This is a genomic window from Kribbella sp. NBC_01505 (assembly GCF_045040285.1).
Taxonomy (GTDB): Bacteria; Actinomycetota; Actinomycetes; order Propionibacteriales; family Kribbellaceae; genus Kribbella.
Genome location: NZ_CP109425.1, coordinates 4,582,965 through 4,603,561, shown reverse-complemented (window position 1 = coordinate 4,603,561; position 20,597 = coordinate 4,582,965). Strand labels below are relative to the sequence as shown.

General features: G+C 67.5%; 18 protein-coding genes. 10 read left to right on the top strand and 8 right to left on the bottom strand.

What is annotated here, in order from left to right; genetic code table 11:
- From OG474_RS21795 to OG474_RS21780, 4 genes are all read left to right on the top strand, one after another.
- Positions 1 to 219: a heavy-metal-associated domain-containing protein gene (locus tag OG474_RS21795; protein WP_405064193.1), complete on the top strand. Its 219-nt coding sequence runs from the start codon at positions 1 to 3 to the stop codon at positions 217 to 219.
- Positions 216 to 1,187, top strand: a complete 972-nt coding sequence (locus OG474_RS21790; protein WP_405064192.1) for a hypothetical protein — start codon at positions 216 to 218, stop codon at positions 1,185 to 1,187. Before OG474_RS21795 ends, OG474_RS21790 begins: the two co-directional genes overlap by 4 nt.
- A 16-nt stretch (positions 1,188 to 1,203) precedes the next feature.
- The gene (locus tag OG474_RS21785) at positions 1,204 to 3,414 is read left to right on the top strand and encodes a heavy metal translocating P-type ATPase (RefSeq protein WP_405064191.1); all 2,211 of its coding nucleotides are present in this window, start codon (positions 1,204 to 1,206) and stop codon (positions 3,412 to 3,414) included.
- Between the two features lie 97 nt (positions 3,415 to 3,511).
- Positions 3,512 to 3,787 (top strand): helix-turn-helix domain-containing protein, encoded by a 276-nt coding sequence (locus OG474_RS21780; protein ID WP_405064190.1) that lies wholly within the window; start codon positions 3,512 to 3,514, stop codon positions 3,785 to 3,787.
- Positions 3,788 to 3,947: 160 nt separating this feature from the next.
- Here the strand turns inward: OG474_RS21780 and OG474_RS21775 are convergent, their stop codons facing one another.
- The 5 genes from OG474_RS21775 to OG474_RS21755 form a co-directional block, all read right to left on the bottom strand.
- Positions 3,948 to 5,489, bottom strand: coding sequence for a glycoside hydrolase family 13 protein (locus OG474_RS21775; RefSeq protein ID WP_405064189.1), 1,542 nt, complete (start codon positions 5,487 to 5,489; stop codon positions 3,948 to 3,950).
- 9 nt (positions 5,490 to 5,498) lie between these two features.
- Complete coding sequence (locus OG474_RS21770) at positions 5,499 to 6,368, bottom strand: carbohydrate ABC transporter permease (RefSeq protein ID WP_405064188.1); 870 nt, start codon at positions 6,366 to 6,368, stop codon at positions 5,499 to 5,501.
- Positions 6,365 to 7,315 carry a carbohydrate ABC transporter permease gene (locus OG474_RS21765; RefSeq protein ID WP_405064187.1) on the bottom strand — a complete coding sequence of 317 codons (951 nt, stop codon included), beginning with the start codon at positions 7,313 to 7,315 and terminating at the stop codon, positions 6,365 to 6,367. Before OG474_RS21765 ends, OG474_RS21770 begins: the two co-directional genes overlap by 4 nt.
- The gene (locus tag OG474_RS21760; RefSeq protein ID WP_405064186.1) at positions 7,315 to 8,688 is read right to left on the bottom strand and encodes an ABC transporter substrate-binding protein; all 1,374 of its coding nucleotides are present in this window, start codon (positions 8,686 to 8,688) and stop codon (positions 7,315 to 7,317) included. The genes OG474_RS21765 and OG474_RS21760 overlap by 1 nt, the downstream gene beginning before the upstream one ends.
- Before the next feature lie 166 nt (positions 8,689 to 8,854).
- Positions 8,855 to 9,847, bottom strand: coding sequence for a LacI family DNA-binding transcriptional regulator (locus OG474_RS21755; protein WP_405064185.1), 993 nt, complete (start codon positions 9,845 to 9,847; stop codon positions 8,855 to 8,857).
- Positions 9,848 to 9,953: 106 nt separating this feature from the next.
- On the opposite strand from OG474_RS21755, the gene OG474_RS21750 reads away from it, so the two are divergent.
- Positions 9,954 to 11,198 (top strand): DUF4032 domain-containing protein, encoded by a 1,245-nt coding sequence (locus OG474_RS21750; RefSeq protein ID WP_405064184.1) that lies wholly within the window; start codon positions 9,954 to 9,956, stop codon positions 11,196 to 11,198.
- A 53-nt stretch (positions 11,199 to 11,251) separates the two neighbouring features.
- Positions 11,252 to 12,280, top strand: a complete 1,029-nt coding sequence (locus tag OG474_RS21745; protein WP_405064183.1) for a hypothetical protein — start codon at positions 11,252 to 11,254, stop codon at positions 12,278 to 12,280.
- A 1,543-nt stretch (positions 12,281 to 13,823) separates the two neighbouring features.
- On the opposite strand, the gene OG474_RS21740 is transcribed toward OG474_RS21745, so the two are convergent.
- Both OG474_RS21740 and OG474_RS21735 read right to left on the bottom strand, forming a co-directional pair.
- Positions 13,824 to 14,591, bottom strand: a complete 768-nt coding sequence (locus OG474_RS21740; RefSeq protein WP_405064182.1) for an SDR family NAD(P)-dependent oxidoreductase — start codon at positions 14,589 to 14,591, stop codon at positions 13,824 to 13,826.
- The gene (locus OG474_RS21735) at positions 14,588 to 15,739 is read right to left on the bottom strand and encodes an acyl-CoA dehydrogenase family protein (RefSeq protein WP_405064181.1); all 1,152 of its coding nucleotides are present in this window, start codon (positions 15,737 to 15,739) and stop codon (positions 14,588 to 14,590) included. The genes OG474_RS21740 and OG474_RS21735 overlap by 4 nt, the downstream gene beginning before the upstream one ends.
- Positions 15,740 to 15,824: 85 nt before the next feature.
- Here OG474_RS21735 and OG474_RS21730 point away from each other — a divergent pair, with 85 nt between their 5' ends.
- The 4 genes from OG474_RS21730 (at position 15,825) to OG474_RS21715 (ending at position 20,016) form a co-directional block, all read left to right on the top strand.
- Positions 15,825 to 16,409 carry a TetR/AcrR family transcriptional regulator gene (locus OG474_RS21730; RefSeq protein WP_391542211.1) on the top strand — a complete coding sequence of 195 codons (585 nt, stop codon included), beginning with the start codon at positions 15,825 to 15,827 and terminating at the stop codon, positions 16,407 to 16,409.
- 17 nt (positions 16,410 to 16,426) lie between these two features.
- Complete coding sequence (locus OG474_RS21725) at positions 16,427 to 18,049, top strand: alkaline phosphatase D family protein (protein WP_405064180.1); 1,623 nt, start codon at positions 16,427 to 16,429, stop codon at positions 18,047 to 18,049.
- A gap of 65 nt (positions 18,050 to 18,114) precedes the next feature.
- A complete protein-coding gene (locus tag OG474_RS21720; protein WP_405064179.1) occupies positions 18,115 to 18,996 on the top strand; it encodes a S1 family peptidase in 882 nt (293 codons plus the stop codon).
- Positions 18,997 to 19,140: 144 nt separating this feature from the next.
- Positions 19,141 to 20,016 (top strand): S1 family peptidase, encoded by an 876-nt coding sequence (locus tag OG474_RS21715; RefSeq protein WP_405064178.1) that lies wholly within the window; start codon positions 19,141 to 19,143, stop codon positions 20,014 to 20,016.
- An 82-nt stretch (positions 20,017 to 20,098) separates the two neighbouring features.
- Here OG474_RS21715 and OG474_RS21710 read toward each other — a convergent pair whose 3' ends face one another.
- The gene (locus tag OG474_RS21710) at positions 20,099 to 20,587 is read right to left on the bottom strand and encodes a hypothetical protein (RefSeq protein WP_405064177.1); all 489 of its coding nucleotides are present in this window, start codon (positions 20,585 to 20,587) and stop codon (positions 20,099 to 20,101) included.
- Positions 20,588 to 20,597: the final 10 nt, after the last annotated feature.

Here is a 20,597-nt window from a genome sequence, read left to right as displayed (position 1 = left end):
ATGACCACCACGACCTACTCCGTCAACGGGATGACCTGCGGGCACTGCACGTCCGCCGTCACCGAGGAGCTCACCAAGCTGGACGGCGTCACCGAGGTGACGATCGACCTGAACGCCGGTGGCACGTCGGCCGTGCACGTGACGAGTTCCGCCGTACTCGACGAGACCGCCGTCCGCGAGGCCGTCGACGAGGCGGGCTACGAACTGGCCGCGTCGTGACCAGGGCCGTCGCGCTCCGGCTCGGCGCGTTCGCCGGTGCGCTCGCGCTCGCCTTCGCGGCGGCGTTCGCGATCGGTTCGGCCGTCGACCCGATCGCGGCGGCCGAACCGCCCGCCCAGTCCGGCGGTATGGCGGACATGGGCGGAGCGACCCACGGAGCCGGGCACAGCGAGTCCGGCGGGCAGTTGCCCGGGCTCGCGGTGTCCGACGCCGGCTACACCTTCGCGCCGGAGTCGACGTTCTTCACCGCGAACTCCAAGACCCTGCTGCGGTTCACGATCAAGGGCCCGGACGGCAAGCCGGTCACCGGCTACACCCCGACCCACGAGAAGGATCTGCACCTGATCGTCGTACGGCGGGATCTGTCCGGGTTTCATCACGTGCACCCGACGCGCGATGCCGGTGGCACGTGGTCGATTCCGTTCACGTTCACTGCCGGAGGCACTTGGCGCCTGTACGCCGACTTCCAGCCGGCCGGGCTCGATCGCACGCTGACGCTCGGGACCGACGTGAACGTGTCCGGGCTGTACATCCCGGTCCCACTGAACGATCCGGCCAGTAGCTACAGCGTGCACGCGTACGACGTGACGCTGTCGGGGACGCCGGTTGCGGGGAAGGAATCCGAGCTGACGTTCAAGGTCAGCAGCGGCGGGAAGCCGGTCACCGACTTGCAGCCGTACTTGGGCGCCTTCGGACACCTGGTGTCGTTGCGCAGCGGGGATCTCGCCTACCTGCACAACCATCCGACGCAGCATGCCGCGGTGGGGATGAACGGCGGGCCGGAGATCAAGTTCGGCACCACCTTCCCGACGGCCGGGACCTACCGGCTGTTCCTGGACTTCCAGCACGCGGGCGCGGTCCACACGGCCGAGTTCACTGTGCAGGTCGGTGGCGACGGCAAGGCGATCGTTCCGCCGACTGTGTTGCCGAACGACCCGTCACATGAAGAAACCCCGCACGGTCACTGAGAGGAGAGCAGCAACCATGAGCCAATCCGTTGAACTTGTCATCGGTGGGATGACCTGCGCCTCCTGTGCGATGCGGGTCGAGAAGAAACTGAACCGGATGGACGGCGTCACGGCGACCGTCAACTACGCCACCGAGAAGGCCAAGGTGACGTATCCGGAAGGCATCACGCCGGACGATCTGGTCGCGACCGTCGAGAAGACCGGTTACACCGCAACGCTTCCGACACTTGAGGTTGCCGACGCGGTCGAGGTCGACGAGCTGCGGCCGTTGCGTGAACGACTGATCGTGAGCGCCGTACTGGCGGTGCCGGTGATTGCCTTCGGCATGATTCCGGCGCTGCAGTTCAACTTCTGGCAGTGGGCGTCGCTGACGCTCGCGTTCCCGGTGGTGACGTGGGCGGCCTGGCCGTTCCACAAGGCCACCTGGACGAACCTGCGGCACGGCGCCGCGACGATGGACACGCTGATCTCGGTCGGCGTGGTGAGCGCCTTCGGCTGGTCGCTGTACGCGCTGTTCCTCGGCTCGGCCGGTGCGCCCGGGATGAAGATGCCGTTCACGCTGATCCCGTCGCGGGGCGGCGGCGCCGAGGAGATCTACCTCGAGGTCGCGGCCGGCGTGACCACGTTCATCCTGGCCGGACGATACTTCGAGGCCCGGGCCAAGCGTCGTTCCGGTGCCGCGCTGCGTGCGCTGCTGGAGCTCGGCGCGAAGGACGTTGCGGTACTGCGAGATGGCGTCGAGACCCGGATTCCGGCGGAGCAGCTGAAGGTCGGCGACGAGTTCGTCGTCCGGCCGGGCGAGAAGATCGCCACGGACGGCGTGGTCGTCACCGGGAGCAGCGCGGTCGACGCGTCGATGCTGACCGGCGAGTCGGTGCCGGTCGAGGTCGGTTCGGGTAATGCCGTCGTGGGTGCGACCGTGAACGCGGGCGGTCGGCTCGTGGTCCGGGCGAGCCGGGTCGGCGGGGATACCCAGTTGGCGCAGATGGCGCGGCTGGTCGAGGACGCGCAGAACGGGAAGGCCGCCGTACAACGGCTTGCCGACCAGGTGTCCGGGGTGTTCGTGCCGGTCGTGATCGGGTTGGCGCTGGCCACGCTGGGCTTCTGGCTGGGCAACGGTTCGCCGGTCGAGGTCGCGTTTACCGCGGCGGTCGCCGTACTGATCATTGCCTGCCCTTGTGCGCTCGGACTGGCCACGCCGACCGCGCTGCTGGTTGGGACGGGGCGGGGCGCGCAGCTGGGCATTCTGATCAAGGGCCCCGAGGTGCTCGAATCCACCCGTCGGGTCGACACGGTCGTGCTCGACAAGACCGGCACCGTCACCACCGGTCGGATGGAGCTGGTCGACGTACTGCTGGCTCCTGATCAGGACCGCAGCGAGGTGCTGCGGTTGGCCGGAGCGCTGGAGCACTCCAGCGAGCACCCGATCGCCCAGGCCGTGGCACGCGCCGCGTTGGCGGCCGGCAAGCTGCCGGATGTCGAGGACTTCGGCAACGTCGCCGGGCTGGGCGTCCAAGGCATCGTCGACGGCCACGCCGTCCTCGTCGGCCGCACGCAGTTGTTGGAGGAGTGGAGCCAGCACCTGCCCGCAGACCTGGCCCACGCCAAAGAACACGCCGAAGCCGAAGGCAGTACGGCGGTCGCGGTCGGCTGGGACGGCCAGGCCCGCGCGGTGCTCGTCGTTGCCGACACCGTCAAGCCCACGTCAGTCCAGGCCATCAAGGACCTGAAGGCGCTGGGCCTGCGCCCGGTCCTGCTCACCGGCGACAACGAAGCCGTGGCGCAGAAGGTCGCGGCGGAGGTCGGGATCTCCGAGGTGATCGCCGAGGTCCTCCCTGCCGGCAAGGTCGACGCCATCAAGCAGTTGCAGGCCGAGGGTCGGGTCGTCGCCATGGTCGGCGACGGCGTCAACGACGCCGCCGCCCTCGCCCAAGCCGACCTGGGCCTGAGCATGGGCACTGGCACCGACGTAGCCATCGAAGCCAGCGACCTCACGCTGGTGCGTGGCGACCTACGAGCGGCGGCGGACGCCATCCGCCTCTCCCGCAGCACCCTCCGCACCATCCGCGGCAACCTCTTCTGGGCCTTCGCCTACAACGTAGCCGCCCTCCCCCTAGCCGCCGCCGGCCTCCTGAACCCCATGCTCGCCGGCGCCGCCATGGCCCTCAGCTCAGTCTTCGTAGTAACCAACAGCCTCCGCCTCCGAAGGTTCCGCGCCCTGAGCTGAGATCCTTGTGTGATCGTACGGCCACATATGATCGGGTTGTCGTACGACAACATCCGCTAAAGTTGCAGTACGACCACATATGCAAGTTGGGGGCGCCATGAAGATCCATACGGTGAGCAACCTCGGTGCCGCCGTACGCGAGGCACGGCGGCAGCACGGCATGACCCAGCAAGACCTCGCCCGGCGCGCGGGCGTTTCCCGCGAGTGGCTCATCAGACTCGAGCAGGGCCATCCCCGCCTCGAGTTGCAGTTGGTTCTGAACACGCTCGCGGCCGCCGGGCTCGCACTCGAAATCAGCGATGACGATCCGGCGGTCGACGACCCGACAGAGGCCGCCTGGACGCAAGTCTTCAGCGGGCAGTCGCCGGGCTAACGTCCGAAAGATCGAAGGGCGTGGTCTCCGGATCGTCGGACGTTACGTGGTGTGGGAGGGCACACTTCGGGGGTGCACCCATCTGACGGTGGGTGTGAACAGGTTGTGCCTTGTTCACGCCCACCAGTTCTTGTTCACGCCCCCGGGATGTGCTCGCCGGTTAGCGGAGCCAGGCTGTGGTGTCTGGGGGGAGTTGGCCGTTGTCCAGGGGGCTGCTGGTGAGGAGGAGCTCTGTGTGGGGCGGCAGGTCGATGGGTTCGGCGGACAGGTTGGTGATGTTGGTCAGGTGCTCGCGCTGGAAGGACAGGACCTGGGGGTCCGAGTCCAGCCAGGTCAGGGATCCGTCGCCTAGGTGGTGGCGGCGGATCGCCAGCGCGTTGCGGTAGAGGGCGAGCATCGAGTTCTGGTCGGCTTGCTGGGATTCGACGGTGAGGTTCTTCCAGTCGGCGGGTTGCGGGAGCCAGGGGGTGCCGGCGCCGAAGCCGAAGGGGGGTTCTTTGCCGGACCACGGGAGGGGGACGCGGCAGCCGTCGCGGCCTCGGTCGGTGCCGTTGGAGCGGGCGAAGATGGGGTCCTGCAACAGCTCGTTGGGAAGGTCTTCCACTTCGGGGAGGCCTAGTTCTTCGCCTTGGTAGACGTAGACCGCGCCGGGGAGGGCCATTGCCAGCAGGGCTGCGGCGCGGGCTCGGCGTTCGCCCAGGACCAGGTCGGTGTGCATGCCGTGTTTGCGGTCCTGGTGCGAGAACGACGTGTCCGAGCGGCCGTACTTGGTGACCGGGCGGGTGACGTCGTGGTTCGAGAGGACCCAGGTGGGCGGTGCGCCGATCGGGATGTGGGTGGCGAGGGTGAGGTCGATGGAAGCCTTCAACTCGGCTGCCTCCCAGGGGCGGGAGAGGAAGTCGAAGTTGAAGGCGGTCTGCATCTCGTCGGGGCGCAGGTAGAGCGCGAAACGCTCCTGGTCCGGCATCCAGATCTCGCCGACCAGCATCCGGCCTTCGTACGTGTCGGTGATGCGGCGCCAGCCGCGGTAGATGTCGTGCAGCTCGTCGTGGTCGGTGTAGGACTCCTCGACACTGTCCAGATCCTTGAACAGTACGGCGGCGCTGTCGATCCGGATGCCGTCCACGCCCCGGTCCAGCCAGAAGCGGAGGATGTCGTGGAACTCCTCGACCACCTCGGGGTTGCGCCAGTTGAAGTCGGGCTGCTCGGGCGCGAACAGGTGCAGGTACCACTCCCCGTCCGGCACCTGCGTCCACGCCGGGCCCGCGAAGATCGACTGCCAGTCGTTCGGCGGCTGATCGCCTCGGCCCGGGCGGAAGATGAAGCGCTCGCGCTCCGGCGACCCCGGTCCGGCCTGCAGAGCCTGGACGAACCACTCCTGCTGGTCGGACCCGTGGTTCGGCACGATGTCGATGATGGTGCGGATGTTCAGCGCATGGGCCTCGGCGATGTACGCCTCGGCCTCGGCCAAGGTGCCGAACGCCGGATCGATCGCGCGGTAGTCGGCGACGTCGTACCCGCCGTCGGCCATCGGGGACGGGTACCAGGGGTTGAGCCAGATCGCGTCGACGCCGAGCTCCGCCAGGTACGGCAACTTGGCGCGCAGACCGGCGAGGTCACCGATCCCGTCGCCGTTGCCGTCGGCAAAGCTGCGCAGGTAGACCTGGTAGATCGCCGTGCCACGCCACCAAACGTCTGCCATCGGAGCTCCTTAACCTTTGAGGGAACCGGCGGTGAGGCCGGCCATGATGCTGCGCTGGAACACGAAGAAAACAAGGATGGTCGGCAGGCTGGCGATCACCAGCGACGCGATCAGCACGTTCTGCGGCATCTGCGCGGACAGCGACGCGATGCCGACGCTGATCGACATCTTGTCGGTCTCCGGCAGCACCAGCAGCGGCCAGACGAAGTCCTTCCAGACCGTCACCACGGACAGGATCGAGACCACACCGAGGATCGGCCGGGAGACCGGCAGCACGATCGACCAGAGGATCCGCATCGGCGACGCGCCGTCGATCTCGGCCGCCTCCAGCAGTTCCTTCGGGATCGAGTCGAAGAAGCGCTTGAGCAGGAACACGAAGAACCCGTTCGCCGCCGCCGGCAACCAGATCGCCCACGGGGTGTTGAGCAGATCGAGGTGCAGGATCGGCAGGTCCTTGGCCACCAGGTACGTCGGTAGCAGCAGAACCATCGGCGGGATCATCAACGTGGCCAGCATCAGCCCGAGTACGACCTTGCCGAAGTAGGGACGGAGCTTCGACAACGAGTACGCCGCGGTGACGTCGACCGCCAGCGTGAACAGCCACGCGCCCCCGGCGTACAGGACGGTGTTCTTCAGGAAGACGCCGAGCTGAAGCTGGTTCCACGCCTCGAGGTAGACGCCGAAATCGAAGTGCTTCGGGAAGAAGCTCGGCGGGATCTGGGCGAGTTCGTCGGGTGACTTCAGGGCGCCGGTGATCATCCAGTACAGCGGGAAGACGAAGGCGCCGGTGAAGCCGACCACGGTGATCACGAGGATCGTCCAGTAGAGCACCCGGCCGCGCGGGGTCTGCAGGGCCAGCGGGGACACCAGAGTTCTCATCGCTCCGCCTCCCGGGAGACTCGCAGGTAGACCGTGGAGAAGATCATCAGCACGATCATCAGCATCAGGCCGAGGGCGCTACCGCCGCCGAAGTCGCCGAAGTTGAAGGCGTACTGGTACATCAGGTAGGCGACCGTGACGGTCGCGTTCTCCGGACCACCGCCGGTCAGCAGGTACGGCTCGATGAAGACCTGCATGGTCGCGACGACCTGCAGGAGCAACATCACCAGCAGGATCAGCTTGGTCTGCGGGACCGTCACGTGCCAGATCCGCCGGAACAGGCCGGCACCGTCGAGCTCGGCGGACTCGTAGAGATCACCGGGGATGCTCTGCAGCGCGGCCAGGTAGATGAGGGTGCCGGTGCCGAGGTTCATCCAGGTCGACACGAGCACGAGGCTGATCAGCGCCGTACTGGTCGAGTCCAGCCAGGCCAGCGGCGGGATGCCGAACGTATCCAGCACCTGGTTGAACAGGCCGGCACCCGGGTCGTAGAACCACTTGAACAGCAGTACGGCGACCGCCGGCGGCAGCATCACCGGCAGGTACACGATGAACCGCAGGTAGGCCTTCGCGTGCTTCAGCTCGTTCAGTACGACGGCCAGCACGAACGGCACCGCATACCCGACCACGAGCGCCAGCCCGCTGAACACCGCGGTGTTCAGCCAGGCCTGCCGGAACGCCGGGTCCTCGATGACGTTGCGGAAGTTGTCGAACCCGACCCACTTCCCCGGGTCGACGAAGTTGTTCTCCTGGAAGCTCAGAACCACTTCCCGCACCATCGGGTACCAGGAGAACAAGGCGAAACAGATCAGTGCGCCGCACAGGAATCCGTACGCCGTGAGGTTCCGCCCGAAGGCCCGTTTCAGGGCGCCACGACGGTCCTCGTCCGGGCGCGGGCCCGCCGCCCTCGGTTGAGGACGGCGTACCCGCTCTTGGGTGACAGTCATTACGTGTTCTTTGCCAGGATCTTGTTGGCCTTGGACTCGGCGTCACTCAGCAGCTTGTCGATGTCGGCGTCCTGACGGGTCAGTACGGCGGACATCGCGACGTCGAGGACGGCGTACAGCTCCTGCGCCTTCGGCGGCTCGAGCTTGTTGGCGATCGAGCCCTGAGCAGTCACGTACGGCGTGAAGTGGTCGACCGGCACCGTGGCGAACTGCTTGCGCAGGGCAACGATTTCCTTCCCGGGGGCCGAGTCGCCGTACAGGTCCGGGATCGGCAGGCCGACCGGGCGGCCCTGTTCCTTGGCCCGCTGGTAGTTGAACTGACCCTGGCCCGGCGTGAGCTCGTGGAACTCCAGCCAGAGCAGGCCTGCCTTGATCTTCTCGGGTGTCGCCTTCGGGTTGAACATGTAGCCGTCGCCACCGCTCAGCGACGACTTGCCCTCGGACTCCGGTACGGCGGTCACGCCGTAGTCCTCGAACTTGCCCTGGAAGTCGTTGTTCACCGACTGCACGACATCGGGCGCGCCGATCATCATGCCGAGCTTGCCGGAACCCATCATGCGCATCAGGTCTTCCCACTGCAGCAACTGCTTGCTGCCCATGGAGTTGTCGTTCCAGCGCATCGCCTTCAGGTTCTCGAGAACCGCCTTGCCCTCGGGGCTGTTGAACGCGGCGGTCTTGCCGTCCTCGCCGACCATCGAGCCGCCGCGGGCGTAGAGCGACGCGGCGAAGTGCCAGCCGCCGGTGTTGCCCGCGGAGTACTCACCGAAGCCGGTGTAGCCGGCGCCGAGGCCGGCGATCTTCTTGGCCGCGGCCTGGACGTCGGTCCACGTCTTCGGCGGGCTGTCCGGGTCGAGCCCGGCCTGGGTGAACAGCTTGCGGTTGTAGACCAGGCCCATGTTGTAGTTGTTGCGGGGCAGGCCGTAGGTCTTGTCACCGTCCTTGAAGACACCCTGGACATCCGGGCGCAGGTCCTTGGTCGCCTTCACATCGCCGACGTACTGGCTGATGTCGGCGGCCTGACGGGCCTTGATGATCTTCTGGACGTCGGTGTAGTAGACGTAGAACAGGTCCTCCTGGGTCCCGCCGGCCAGCTTCGCCTGGAAGGTGTCCGGGTTGATGCAGGGGAACGCGTCCTTGCTCTCGATGGTGATGTTCGGGTGCAGCTTCTGGAACGCGACGACGTCGGCGTCCCAGCCCTCCCGTTCCTTGGCGTTGCTCTTCGGCGGCTGACAGCCGACCGTGATCTTGACCGGTCCGTCCGCTCCACCGGAGCCCTGGGCCCCCGGCTTGTCGTCCCCCGAGCCGCAGGACACGGCCCCCAGCCCGAGTCCCGCTACCAGCAGCAGGCTGAGCCCGCGGCGCCTTGTCGTCATGTTGAACCCTCTCCCTCGACTCTGCGCCACACCGTAGGGTTGTCGACACATGAGCGCAATACTTCAAGAGAAGATTGCAAAAACGTGACTAATGACAGAACGCGGCTACGCCTGAACGCACGAATGCCCCGTTCACCTGGGTGAACGGGGCATTACTGGCAGTGAGCTAGGTGCGAGCTCGGGCAGTCGAGGCCCGTACGACGAGTTCCGGCTCGAAGAGGAGTTCGTCGGCAGCGACCGCCGCGCGCTCGATCAGCGCCATCAGCATCTCGACGGCCGCCCGGCCCATGGCGTCGATCGGCTGGCGAACAGTCGTCAACGGCGGGTCGGTGCAGTTCATCATCGCGGAATCGTCGTACCCGATCACCGACACATCGCCCGGTACGTCGAGGCCGGCACGCCGTACGGCGCGAATGACTCCGAGGGCGAGGATGTCGCTGGCGCAGACGATGCCGGTGACACCCGCGGCGACCAGTCGGCTGCCGGCGGCGTGACCGCCCTCGAGCGAGAACATCGTGTGCTCGACCAGCTTCGGATCCCCTTCCTCCGAGGCGAGGAACGCGGCCAGCTTGCGGCGGGACGGGATGTGGTCGCGCGGCCCGAGAACCATCCCGATCCGCTGATGACCGAGCGTACGCAGGTGCCCGATCGCCATCTCCGCGGCGACAGTGTCGTCGGTCGACACCTGCGGAAACCCGAGATGGTCGACCGCCGCGTTCACCAGAACGGTCGGCAGCTTTCGCTCCTGGATGAGCTCGTAGTGACCGTGCGGCGCGTCCGCCTGCGAGTAGAACCCACCGGCGAAGACGACCCCCGAAACCTGCTGCTGCAGGAGCAGGTCGACGTAGTCCGCCTCGGACACGCCACCGACCGTCCGGGTGCAGAGCAAGGACGTGAAACCTTGCTGCGCCAACGCTCCCCCGACGACCTCCGCGAACGCCGGGAAGATCGGGTTCTGCAACTCCGGCAGCACCAGGCCGACCAGCCGGGCGCGATCGCCGCGCAGCTGGGTGGGCCGCTCGTAACCCAGTACGTCGAGCGCGGTGAGGACCGCTTCCCGGGTCGCCTCGGAGACGCCGGGCTTGCCGTTCAGCACCCGGCTCACGGTCGCCTCGCTGACGCCGACCTTCTTGGCCACCTCTGCAAGTCGTCGTGTCATGACGCAAACTCTACGCCTATCTACGCAATTTCTTGCAACGACTTGCGCTGCCAGAATCGGCTCCCTTCGGCTCCCTGAGAGGTCAGGTTGCTGACAGACTGTCCGGGTGCCTCGCTTCGTCGCCACTCGTCCGGACACCGGTCTGCTGTCACTCCCGTGGGACGTCCCGCTGGAGGACTGGCCCGAGGAGCAGCTGGTCGCGCTGCCCCGCGGTATCTCCCGGCACGTGGTCCGGTTCGTCCGGGTCAACGGCACGGTCTACGCGATCAAGGAGGTGCTCGAGCACCTCGCGCTGCACGAGTACCGGCTGCTGCGTGACCTGGAGCGTCTCGAATCGCCCTCGGTCGAACCGGTCGGCGTCATCACCGACCGCATCGACCGCAACGGTGAGCCGATCGACTCGATCCTGATCACCCGGCACCTGCAGTTCTCGCTCCCGTACCGCGCGTTGTTCTCGAGCACGTTGCGCCCCGACACCGTGAACCGGCTGATCGACGCCCTGGTCGCGCTGATCGTCCGGTTGCATCTGCTCGGCTTCTTCTGGGGCGACTGCTCCCTGTCCAACACGCTGTTCCGACGGGACGCCGGCGCGTTCGCGGCGTACCTGGTGGACGCCGAGACCGGCGAGCTGCACCAGGAGATCTCCAACGGTCAGCGCGCCCACGACCTCTACACGGCCGAGATCAACCTCTTCGGCGAGCTGTCCGACCTGGAGGCCGGCGGCCTGCTCGACGAGTCGCTCGACCCGCAGGAGATCGTCCAGTCGATCCAGGACCGCTACGAGGCGCTCTGGAGCGAGCTGACCGCACCCGAGGAGTTCGCCACCGACGAGATGCACCGGCTCGACTCGCGGATCCGGCGGCTCAACGAGCTCGGCTTCGACGTCGCCGAGATCGACATCATCACCGACTGGGACGGCAGCCAGGTCCGGATCCAGCCGAAGGTCGTGGACGCCGGCCATCACTCCCGCCGCCTGATCCGGCTCACCGGCCTGGACGTCGAGGAGAACCAGGCTCGCCGCCTGCTGAACGACCTCGACTCGTACGCCGCCGCCACCGACCAGCAGAACGAGGACGAGGAGATCGTCGCCCACGAGTGGCTGACCGACGTCTTCGAGCCGGTCGTCCGCTCGGTCCCCCGGGATCTGAAGCGCAAGCTGGAGCCGGCCGAGGTCTTCCACGAGGTGCTCGAACACCGCTGGTTCCTCTCCGAGCAGGCCGGCCACGAGGTCGACACCATGGAGGCAGCCCGCTCGTACGTCGAGAACGTGCTGAGCGCGAAACCCGACGAGAAGCTGGCCCTCCCACCTGCTCCCCTCCCCGGCAGCACCCTCGACCCCGACCTGGACTGACCGGTTCGGGCCAGGGCAGTCCTCGATCGGCCGCGGCGGCGGAGGATCGAAGGATGAAGGTCCGCTTGGCAGCGTTGATGCTCTGTGCCCTGGCCCTGGCGTCGTGCGGCGAGAAGCCACCGCCCACCGGTCCCTCGATCCGGCTCCAGGACGTCGCCGACCGGCTGGTCACCTACACCCTGCGGATCGAGGACGAGGCGCTGACGCGTGATGCCAGCACCCAGCACACTCCGATGGTCGACAGCGACATCCCCCTGCGAGCCGTCACCACGTATCCGAGTCCACCGGCGCCGGATTGTCCCGGCGTCGGGAGTATCGCGAAGACCGAGTTCTCGATCGGCGACACCAACCCGGCCACGCAGTACGGCCTGCTCCGGACGTGGCTGACAGCCAACCGTTTCCGCGTCACCGAGCAGACGGTCGACGGCCAACCGACCCTGGACGGCCGGACCAGCGACGGCTTCACGGCAGCGATCACGATGATCGAGGACGACGTACAGGTGGTCCTGACCTCACCGTGCGGCTGGCCTGCCGACGTACCGGGTGGGCCTGCTCAGACGGGGACGTCCAAGCCGGCACAGAAGGTGGGGCCCCCTGAGCTGGCCTGCCAGAAGCCGGCCGAGTACGTCGTGAGCCTCAGCGGACCGCAGTACCGGGGTCCTGGTTCGCATCTGATCGCCGTGGCCACCTCGCTGCCGGACACGACCGCTGCAACCACGATCTTTCCGCCCTCCGGCTGGGGCGCGGAGCGAGGTACCTCGGGCGACCTCGACCGGCGACGGGTCCAGCTGGTCGCGTGCGTGACCGGTACGGCGACCGCGGGCTCGCGGCCGGTCAGCTGCAAATACGACCGCCCGCAACCGAAGACGCTGACGCTCGGGGTCCGCGAGGCCAAGTACGACGTCGTCGTCCGAACCGCCCGGACCGGGCAGCAGGTCGGCAGGTTCAGCGTCCGCGGCACTCAATCCGACCAGGACAGCTGTCCCTCCACCCTGATCGACAACACAACCGAACTCCTCCGAGGCATCGACCTCGAAGCATTCGAGGCAAAACTCCGCCCCTTCGTCACCACACGCAAGTAGCCGACGCAACGTCTGGCACCTGCCCAGCGTGCGAAGGTGATGATGCGGCACGCACAGGGCACCCGTCGAGGCGTATAACAGGTAAGCGGCTGCAATAGCGGGGTTGGTGTCCCCGATTCGCGCCGTACCGGACAGGCCGGTTGCGTATGCGGTGGCTGGTCGCCGCGGCGTCCGATCCGGAGTCACCATCCGGGGGCTTGAACAAGTTCCGGTGGCCTTGAACAAGGTATGACCTGTTCACGCCCACCGCCGAGTGTTCACACCCCCAGCTTGTGGCCACGGCGAGGTTGCGCAGTGGCGCCTCTCGCGAGGGTGGCAACCGTCGGGCTGGGGAGCCGTCCCCCGGAGCCCGACGCGAAGAACCTCCCCCAGTGCTGCTGGCCCCTCGCCATCACTGGTGGCCGGAGACATGAAGTTGGGGCCGCAGACATGAAGCTGGGGCCGGAGACCTCTGGCAACAGGTCTCCAGGAACCACAAGGTGTCTCGCGCCATTGGTGGTGGCCCGAGAGCATCCACCTGGCCTCAGGCAGCGTTCGTCGTGGTCTTCGGACGCCGACCACCTCGGCCGTGGTCGGGGCCGGTTCCCGGATGATTGCTGCCGGTATTTGGCAGTAGAACCCCGTGGATCTGTAGCTGGTCGGGGTTTCCACGGGTTTGCGGGGATCTGCTGCCGCTGGGAGGCAGCAGATCCCCGCAAAGGTGGTCGGTGGCCCCCGATTCGCGCCGCACCGGACAGGCCGGACACGCACACGGTGGCTGGCCGCCGCCGCGGCCGATTTACTGAAGCGCTAGGCGGGCGCGGTCTGTGGCTGAGGGGGATGGCGAGGCCGGTGACCGCGTGCCCGGTCGTTTGAGCTTCCGGGCTTCGGTTGCGGTCCCAGAAAACGAGGGGATCTCCCCGCAAGTTAACCCTTCTCCCCTCAAATTTTGAGCAGAGAAGGGTCAACTTGAACGGATATCCAGCCAAATTTCCGCGGGCCAGCCAGCCAGCCAGCCAGGCAGGCAGGCGAGGCAGGCGACCTGAACCGCAGTGGCCAACCGCGGCGGCGGGTCAGCTGACAGGCCTCGTGATCGTCGGGAGCAACCACAGCCCGGAAGCTCAAGCAACCGCAACCGTGGTCACCGACCGCACCATCCCCCTCAGCCGAAGACCAGCCCAGCCACCCGTCTCAGTCAATCCGGCCGCAGCGGCGATCAGCCACTGCGGACCTCGCCGGCCGAATCCGAGCGGCGGGACGGGACGAGCACATTCGGGAAGGAGGGGTTCCTGTCCAGACAAAGCCCTCAGCCACCGCGACCGACCACCTCTCGCGATCCCGCTCCCCAAACCGGTCTGGAGAGCAACAGCCGCCAAATCGCAACTGTCACCCAGCGGCAGTAGATCTCCGTGAACCGGGCAAACCTACAGTCATCGCGGCTAACGTCCGAAAACACGCCGACCCTGTACTGCGATCTTTCGGACGTTAGCCGCGCTAATCCGCACGGGCCCTTCGACCCGAGCCGATTGACCATGCAGCCCTTTGAGGTGGTTCCTCCGAAGCGTCAGCGCGGGGGCATGCGGAGGGCGCCGTCGAGGCGGATTACCTCGCCGTTGAGGAGTTGGTTGTCGAGGATGTGGGCGACCAGGGCGGCGTACTCGGAGGGGCGGCCGAGGCGGGAGGGGTGCGGGACCTGTGCCTCGAGGGCGGTGCGGGTCTCCTCGGGGAGGCCGGCGAGCATGGGGGTTTCCATGGTGCCGGGGGCGATGGTGACGACGCGGATGCCCTTGTCGGCAAGGTCTCGGGCCGCGGAGAGGGTGAGGCCGACGATGCCGCCCTTGCTGGCTGCGTACGCCGCTTGGCCGACCTGACCGTCGTACGCGGCGATCGAGGCGGTCATCACGATGACGCCGCGGTCACCGTCGCCGCCGGCGTCCAGCGCGATCATCCGCTCGGCGGCCAGCCGCATCACGTTGAAGCTGCCGATCAGGTTGACCTCGATCACCTGGCGGAAGGTTGCCAACGGCAACGGACCCTTGCGGCCGACGACGCGGCCCGGGGTTGCGATCCCGGCGCAGGTGACGACCACCCGCAGATTGCCGAGAGCAGTCGCCTCGTCGAGGGCCGCGGTGACGGCCGCTTCGTCGGTGACGTCGGCCGGGGCGAAGACCACTCGGTCGCCGAGCTCGTCCGCGACCGCCTTGCCCGCGGACGACGGGAGGTCGACGATGACGACCCCGAGCCCGTCCGCGGCCAACCGCCGTACTGTCGCTTCTCCGAGGCCGGAACCGCCACCGGTGACGAGGGCGACATCGGACGGGGCAAACTTCATGAAGCGCTCCTCAGCAGGTCGCGGCTGATCACGAGCCGCTGGATCTGGTTGGTTCCTTCGAAGATCTGGGTCACCTTGGCCTCGCGCATGTAGCGCTCGGCAGGGAACTCCCGCGTGTAACCGTAGCCGCCGAGGACCTGGACGGCGTCCGTGGTGACCTTCATGGCGGCGTCGGTGCAGATGAGCTTGGCGATCGCGGCCTGCTGGGTGAAGGGCCGGCCGAGGTCGCGGCGGCGGGCAGCCTGCAGGTACGTCGCTCGCCCGGACTCGACCGCTGCGGCCATGTCCGCGAGCAGGAACTGGACACCCTGGAAGTCGGCGATCGCCTGCCCGAACTGCTGCCGCTCCTTCGCGTAGGACGCCGCAACGTCCAGCGCGGCCTGAGCCAGCCCGATCGCGGCGGCGGCGATTCCGAGCCGGCCGGAGTCCAGGGCGGAGAGCGCGATCCGCATCCCGTCGCCCTCGGCACCGATCAGGTTCGCCGCTGGGATCCGGACCTGGTCGAAGTTGACCAGGGTCGTGGTCGAGCCGGTCAGCCCCATCTTGCGCTCGGGCGCGCCGAAGCTCAGCCCCTCGGTCGGCGCCGGGACATGGAAGGCGGAGATCCCGCGCTTCGGATCGGGCGACGTACGGGCGAAGGTCGTGTAGAAGTCGGCGTGCGAGCCGTGGGTGATCCAGGACTTCGTCCCGGTCAGCACGTAGGAGTCGCCGTCGCGGACCGCCTTGGTGGTCATGCCGCTGATGTCGGATCCGGCCTGCGGCTCGGACAGCGCGTAGGCGCCGAGCTGGTCACCGCCGACCATGTCGGGCAGCAGGCGAGCGCGCTGCTCCTCGGTCCCGAAGGTCGCCATCGCGTAGCTGGCCATCGTGTGCACGGACACCCCGACACCGACCGACATCCAGGCGGCCGCGAGCTCCTCGAGCATCTGCAGATACACCTCGTACGGCTGCTCGGCGCCGCCCCACTGCTCCGGGTAGGGCAGTCCGAGCAGGCCGGCCTTGCCGAGCGTGCGGAACGCGTCCCGCGGGAACGACTCGGTCTCCTCGGCCTTGGCGGCGTACGGGGCGAGCTCGTGCTCACACAGGTCGCGGACAAGCGCGAGCAGATCAGTGGATTCCTCGGTCGGCAACAGGCGATCGACGCTCATCAGGCACCCCTCCCCGGGTCTGCCAGAATGATACCAGGAATGATACTGACGGCCACAGTCTAGTATCGTTCTATGCTGTCTCGTTATGACGACCGTCGTGCCGGGGCGCCGCACGCGCAGGCAGAGCGAACTGCTCGACCGCCTCCTGTCCCTGTTCCTCGATCAGGGCTTCAGCCGGTTCACCCTGGACGACCTGGCCGCCGAGCTGCGCTGCAGCAAAACCACCCTGTACGCGCTCGCGCCGAGCAAGGAACAGCTCGCCGTCGAGGTGGTCAAGCACTACTTCAAGAACGCGACCGCCCAGGTCGAGTCCGCCGTCGCCCGGCAGACCCGGCACGACCGCCGGATCGCGGCGTACCTGAACGCCGTCGCCGACGCGCTGCGGCCGGCCAGCCGGACCTTCCTGGACGACGTCGCGACGTTCGCGCCGGCCCGCTCGGTCTACGAGCGGAACACCCGGATCGCCGCCGACCGGGTCCGGACGCTGATCGAGGACGGCATCAACAGCAAGACCTTCCGGCAGGTCGACATCGCGTTCGCCGCCGAGATGATCGCGCACACCATGCAGGCCATCCAGCGCGGTGACATCGCCCGCCGTACCGGCCTGAACGACGCCGAGGCCTACCGCGAGCTGGCGTCGTTCGTCCTGCATTCGCTGCGGTTGGATTAGGTCTGTAGTTTTCCGGCATGGAACTCAGGCTCGGTCCGTTGCTGCGGTACGTCGACGAGACGCGCGCGACCGTCTGGGTGGAGACCTCGGGGCCGGGCGTGGTCGAGGTGCTCGGGCACTCCGCGCCGACCTGGTCGGTGCACGGGCATCACTACGCGCTGGTGCGGATCGAGGGACTGGAGCCGGAGAGCTCGACGCCGTACGACGTTCGGCTGGACGGCTCGGTGGTTTGGCCGCTCGCGGACTCGCCCTACGGACCTAGCGTGATCAGGACGCCGCGGGCGGACGGGACGTTCCAGCTGACGTTCGGGTCGTGCCGGCGATCGGCGCCGTTCGATGCGGAGGGATTCAAGCGGTTCGGGCCCGATGCGCTCGTGGCGCTCGCCGGTGGCGAGCTGCCGGACGCGCTGCTGCTGCTCGGGGATCAGGTGTACGCCGACGAGCCGTCCGTCGCCGTACTCGAGCGACTGCGGGACGCGCATGGTGGGCGGCAGGGGTCCGAGGTGGCCGACGAGATCGGCAACTTCGAGGAGTACACCTGGCTGTACGACGACGCCTGGCTGGAGCCGGCCGTGCGCTGGCTGTTCTCGACCGTGCCGCTGTGCATGCTGCTCGACGACCACGACCTGCGCGACGACTGGAACACCTCCCTGACCTGGCGGCGCTGGGTCACCGAGCAACCGTGGTGGCGGGACCGCGTGGTCGGGGCGTACGCGTCGTACTGGGTCTATCAGCACCTGGGGAACCTGTCGCCCGAGCAGCTCGACCAGGACGCGACGTACAAGGCGATGCTGACGCTCGAGAGCGACGACGAGCGGACGGCGTACCTGGAGAGCTTCGCGTGGACTGCCGACGAGGACCCGGCGTCGACCCGCTGGAGCTTCTACCGCGACTTCGGTACGGCGGCCCGCGGCGTCCGGCTGGTCGCCGTCGACTCGCGGTGCTCGCGGCACCTGGAACCGACCGAGCGGGCGATGGTGGACGCGCACGAGTGGGCGTGGGTGCAGAAGGTTGTGCTGGACGCCGGTCGACCGATTCACCATCTCCTGCTGGCTTCTACACTGCCGTTCCTGCTTGCACCGGGCCTGCATCACTTGGAGGGTTGGGACGAGGCGATCTCGTCCGGTGCTTGGGGGCCGCGTGGGGCGCGGATCGGTGAGCGGATCCGGCAGGGGATGGATCTGGAGCACTGGGCGTCGTTCCGGAAGTCGTTCGACGATGTGACCTCGTTGTTGAGGGCGTTGGTGACTGGTGAGGATCCGCCGGCGTCGATCCTGATGCTGTCGGGTGACGTGCACTGCAGTTACATCGCCGAGGCTTCGCTGCAGGCGGTCGAGCATCCGGGGACGGCGATCCGGCAGCTGACGATGTCGCCGTTCCGGAATCCGGTGCCGCGGCATGTGCGGTGGGCGAACCACTTGCTCGATGCGCGGTGGATGACGTGGTTGCTGCATCGGCTCGCGCGGTCGGCCGGCGTACGGGATGTGTCGGCGGATTGGCAGCTCGCGCACGGGCCGTGGTTCGCGAACGGCGCTATGACGGTGCGGCTGTCCGGTGAGAGCTGGACGGTCGATGTGGAGCACGCTGAGCTGCACGGTGACCAGCAGCGACTGGTCCATACCCTGAGTTACCCTCAGTGAGGGTTTGTCGTCCTGAAGTTGCCATCTGACTCCTTAGGACCCCTCGCCATGGGAGGTTGACCGGTATGAGAACTTCGACCATCCGCCGCAGTGCAGCGGCCCTCGCCGCCGCTGCGCTCGCTGTCTCCGCCGTACCGGCCGCCCAGGCCGACCCGGCCCCGCCGCAGCGGCTCTCCGCCGCCGCGATCACGTCGGCGCTCACCCGCGACGTCAACATCGCCGGCACCGCCTGGCAGACCGAACCTGACGGCACCGTCCTGGTCTCCTACGACTCGACCGTGACCGGGGCCAAGCTGGCCGACCTGAAGACGAAGACGAGCCGCCTCGGCGGCGGCGTCACCCTCGAGAAGCTGCCCGGCAAGCTGCGCAAGTTCGTGCAGGGCGGGGAGGTGACGTACGGCGGCGAGTGGAAGTGCTCGGTCGGATTCAACGTCGTGCGCAACGGGAAGTACTCGTTCATCACCGCCGGCCACTGCGGCAACGTGGCCTCGACCTGGTTCTCCGACCAGGCCCACACGAACAAGATCGGCACCACGCGCAGCTCCAGCTACCCGGGCAACGACTACGCGATCGTCGACTACCCGGCCGGCATCAAGAAGCCGGGCGGCAGCGTCTACCTCTACAACGGGCAGTCGCAGGACATCGTGAAGTCGACGACCCCGGCCTTCGGCACCTACGTCTACCGCGCGGGCGCGACCACCGGCCTGAAGAGCGGCCGTGTCCGTGGCCTCAACGCCACGGTCAACTACGGCGACGGCCCGATCACCGGCCTGATCCGCACCAGCGTCTGCGCCGAGCCCGGTGACTCCGGCGGCCCGCTCTTCAGCGGTCGCTCCGCCTACGGCCTGACCTCCGGCGGCACCGGCGACTGCAACGGCCCGGGCGGCGTCACGTACTTCCAGCCCATCACCGAGGTGCTGACCAAGTACGGCGTGTCGGTCTACTGATTTTTCCGCCGGAGCGTGGGGAAAACAGCCTCACGCTCCGGCGTCGGTCGAATACTCCGCGCTGATCGCGGGTAGGAAACCTCACGGTTGAAGTCAAGGACGCACCCGCCCCGAGCGCGTCCTCATCGTGAGGAGGCTGAAACCGTGAACGTTTCTCCCATCCGCCGTACCACCGCGATCCTGGCCGTCGCCGGGCTCGCCGCCGCCGGGCTGCTCAGCACCGGGCAGGCGACCGCCGCCGTACCGTCTCCGGCCGCGATCACCTCGGCACTGAACACCGAGGCCCGGATCCCCGGGACCGCCTGGCAGACCAACCCCGACGGCCGGATCATCGTGTCGTACGACGACACCGTGACCGCGTCGAAGCTCGCCGCCCTGACCCGCGTCACCGACCGGTTCGGGGGCGCGATCACGCTCGAGAAGATCCCCGGCAAGCTCACCAAGTACATCGCCGGCGGTGACGCGATCTACGGCGGGCAGTACCGTTGCTCGCTCGGATTCAACGTGCAGGACAACGCCGGCGCCTACTACTTCGTGACCGCCGGCCACTGCGGCAACATCGCGTCCAGCTGGTACGCGAACTCCTCGAAGACCACCCTGCTCGGCACGGTCTCCGGCTCCAGCTTCCCCGGTAACGACTACGCGATCGTCAAGTACAGCACTTCGTACACGAACCACCCCGGCACCGTGAACCTCTACAACGGCAGCAGCCAGGACATCGCCTCCGCCGCCAACGCCACCGTCGGCCAGGCCGTCAAGCGCTCCGGCAGCACCACCGGCCTCCGCTCGGGCTCCGTCACCGCCACCAACGCCACCGTCAACTACGCCGAAGGCACCGTCACCGGCCTCATCCGCACCACCGTCTGCGCCGAAGGCGGCGACTCCGGCGGCGCCCTCTTCGCCGGCTCCGTAGCCCTGGGCCTGACCTCCGGCGGCTCCGGCAACTGCACCTCCGGCGGCACCACCTACTTCCAACCCGTCACCGAAGTCCTCACCAAGTACAACGTCCACGTCTACTGAGCAGGAACTGAACCAAGCGATCAGAAGCAAAGAACACTGAAAGATAAAGACAGAAGAGCAGTTAAGAACAGGTTGCCGACGGTCAGGCAAGCGATCGCCTGACCGTCGGCTCACGGCTAGGCGACGAGGCGTGCCAGACGTCGACGAAGTACTCGCGGTCGCCGTCCTCGACAGGCTCGTCGACCAACTCGAGTTCGGACCAGGCGACGAAGCTCGCGGCATGCAGGAACCCGTCCACGATCGACTCGAGTGACGCCTGGCGAACAGTTGCCCCGAACAACAACTGGTCCGGCGGGAGCGAGGTGATGGAGGACCGCAGTTGACCGGCCCGCTCGTCATGCCAGACAGAGAAGACCGCAGGAGTCGCCTGCCCAGCCTCGGCAAACCTCGCGCGCAAAGCGACCGCACAGGACTCGAAGGCGCCGACCACCTCAGCAACCGACAGCTGCTCCCGCTCCTCCTCGTCAGAAGACAGGAACCACGTGTTGTCACGGGTCTCCTGCAACGAGTCCGCCGGATCCAACCGGTACTCCTCAGTCGCCAGCTCCCCAATGAACCGAAGCAGACTCACCTCAATCGCC